This is a genomic window from Micrococcus sp. HG099 (genome assembly GCF_024723355.1).
GTDB classification, from domain to species: domain Bacteria; phylum Actinomycetota; class Actinomycetes; order Actinomycetales; family Micrococcaceae; genus Micrococcus; species Micrococcus endophyticus.
Map to the genome: position 1 here is coordinate 1 of NZ_JANQCJ010000224.1, position 1,938 is coordinate 1,938.

At 78.9% G+C, this 1,938-nt stretch carries 2 protein-coding genes; both read left to right on the forward strand.

Going from position 1 to position 1,938, the window contains the following annotated elements; all coding sequences use genetic code 11:
- The coding region (locus NWP10_RS11785) for a biotin transporter BioY (RefSeq protein ID WP_258301028.1) at positions 1-534 on the forward strand (534 nt) is incomplete at its 5' end.
- Positions 535-538: 4 nt separating this feature from the next.
- Positions 539-1,903 (forward strand): class I adenylate-forming enzyme family protein, encoded by a 1,365-nt coding sequence (locus NWP10_RS11790; RefSeq protein WP_258301029.1) that lies wholly within the window; start codon positions 539-541, stop codon positions 1,901-1,903.
- The last annotated feature ends 35 nt before the right edge of the window (positions 1,904-1,938 follow it).

Sequence of the window (1,938 nt, forward strand, 5' to 3'; positions counted from 1 at the left end):
CGCAGGTTGTGTAAAAGGACCGGGCGGGGCTCCGTTCCGCCGGTGCCGGTGGCGGGCATCCCCGCCCCGATCGTGCTGCAGAACCTCGCGGTCACCCTGGCCGGCGTGATCCTCGGTCCGTGGCGCGGGGCCGCCGCCATCCTCCTCTTCAACGTGCTCGTGGCCCTCGGTCTGCCCCTGCTCACGGGCGGCCGCGGCGGGCTGGGCGTGTTCGTCGGCCCGTCGTCGGGCTTCATCCTCGGCTACGTGGTCGCCGCGGCCGCGGTGGGCCTCGTGTTCTGGGCCCTGACCGGCCGCGCCCGCCCGGGCCTGCGCCCCGGACGCGTCCTGGCGGCCGCCCTCGTGGCGGGCCTGGTGGGCATGGTGGTGCTGTACGCGGCCGGCGCGGTGGGCTTCATCGTCGCCGCCCACATGGAGCCCGGCGCCGCGGTCCTCGCGATGGGCGCGTTCGTCCCCGGGGACACCGTCAAGGTCGTCCTGGCCGCGCTCCTGGTCACCGGCCTGTGGAAGGCCTACCCGCGGGCGTTCCGCTGATCCCGTGACCCTCGCCCACCCCGCCTCCCGGCCCATGCCCGCCACCTCACCCGCGACCCCCGGCGCCACCCCGCCCGACCCAGCCGCCCGCCTCGTGCCCCTCCGGGGCGCGGACCACGCGGCGGTCCTGGCCGAGGCGGTGCGCGTCCGCGCGTCCGGCGGGATCCCCGTGGTCGGCGACGAGCGCTGGCCGGCGGCGCTGATGGCCGCGCAGGTCGAGCACGCGGCCGCCACGCTGCGGGACCTCGCGGCGCGGGATCCGCGGGCGGCCGCCGAGATCGCGTGGGCGGCGTTCACGTCCGGCTCCACGTCCCGCCCGCGCGTCGTGCTGCGCACCGAGGCGTCCTGGCGCGCGGGGCACCGCGTCGCCGCCGACTGGCTGGGGCTGAGTCCGGGGGAGGAGCTGCTCGTGGCCGTGCATCCGGTCTCCTCGATGGCGGTGCACGCCGCCTCGCTGTGCGGCGCCCTGGGCGCGCGGCTCCGGGTCACCGCCCGCGCCCGGCTGAGCGCCGCCGACCTCGTCGGGCCGGCCGTCCTCGACGCGACGCCGTCGCAGCTCGTCGACGCCCTCGACCTGCTCGACGACGGCGCCCCCTCCACCCTGCGCGTCGCCCTGATCGGCGGGGACCGGCTGCCCGCAGGCGCCCGGGACCGGGCCGCCGCCCACGGGATCCGGGTGGCCCACTTCTACGGGTCCGCGGAGGCCAGCTTCGTGGCCGTGGACCTCGACGGCGCCGGCCTGCGTCCCCTGCCCGACGTACGGCTGCGCATCGCGGACGGAGCGGACGACGCCGGCCCGGCGGGCCCGAACACGCCGGACCCGAATACGCCGCGGGCCCGCACCGGTCTGCTCGAGCTGCGTTCGGACCAGCTCGCCGCCCCGGACGACTCCCGCCTCTCCTCGGGGGCGCCCCGCTGGCGCGCGGACGGCTGGCTCACCACCGGCGACCGAGCCACGTGGGATCCGGACGCGGGGGTGCTCGAGGTCCACGGCCGCGCGGACGACGTGATCCTCACCGCCGGGGCCACCGTCGCCGCGGCGGACGTCGAGGCCGAGCTGGCCGCGGTCCGGGACGGGTCCGGCCGCCCCGTCGCCTCCGGCGTGCTGGTGGTCGGCGTCCCCGACCGGCGGCTGGGCGAGCGGGTGTGCGCCGTCGTCGAGCCGGCCCGGGGACAGGATCCCGAGGCCGCGCTGCAGATGCTGAAGACCGCCGCCCGCGCCGGGCTGTCCCCGGCCGCCCGGCCGCGCCGCTGGGTGCTCGTGGACCGGCTCGAGCGCACCGCCAGCGGGAAGGTCCGCCGCGTGCTCCCCGACGCCGCGCTCCCCGCGGCGACCCGGCACGCAGCCGGACGGCAGGGCCACGCATGAGCGGGCCGCAGCGGCACCCGGAGTCGGCCTGGATC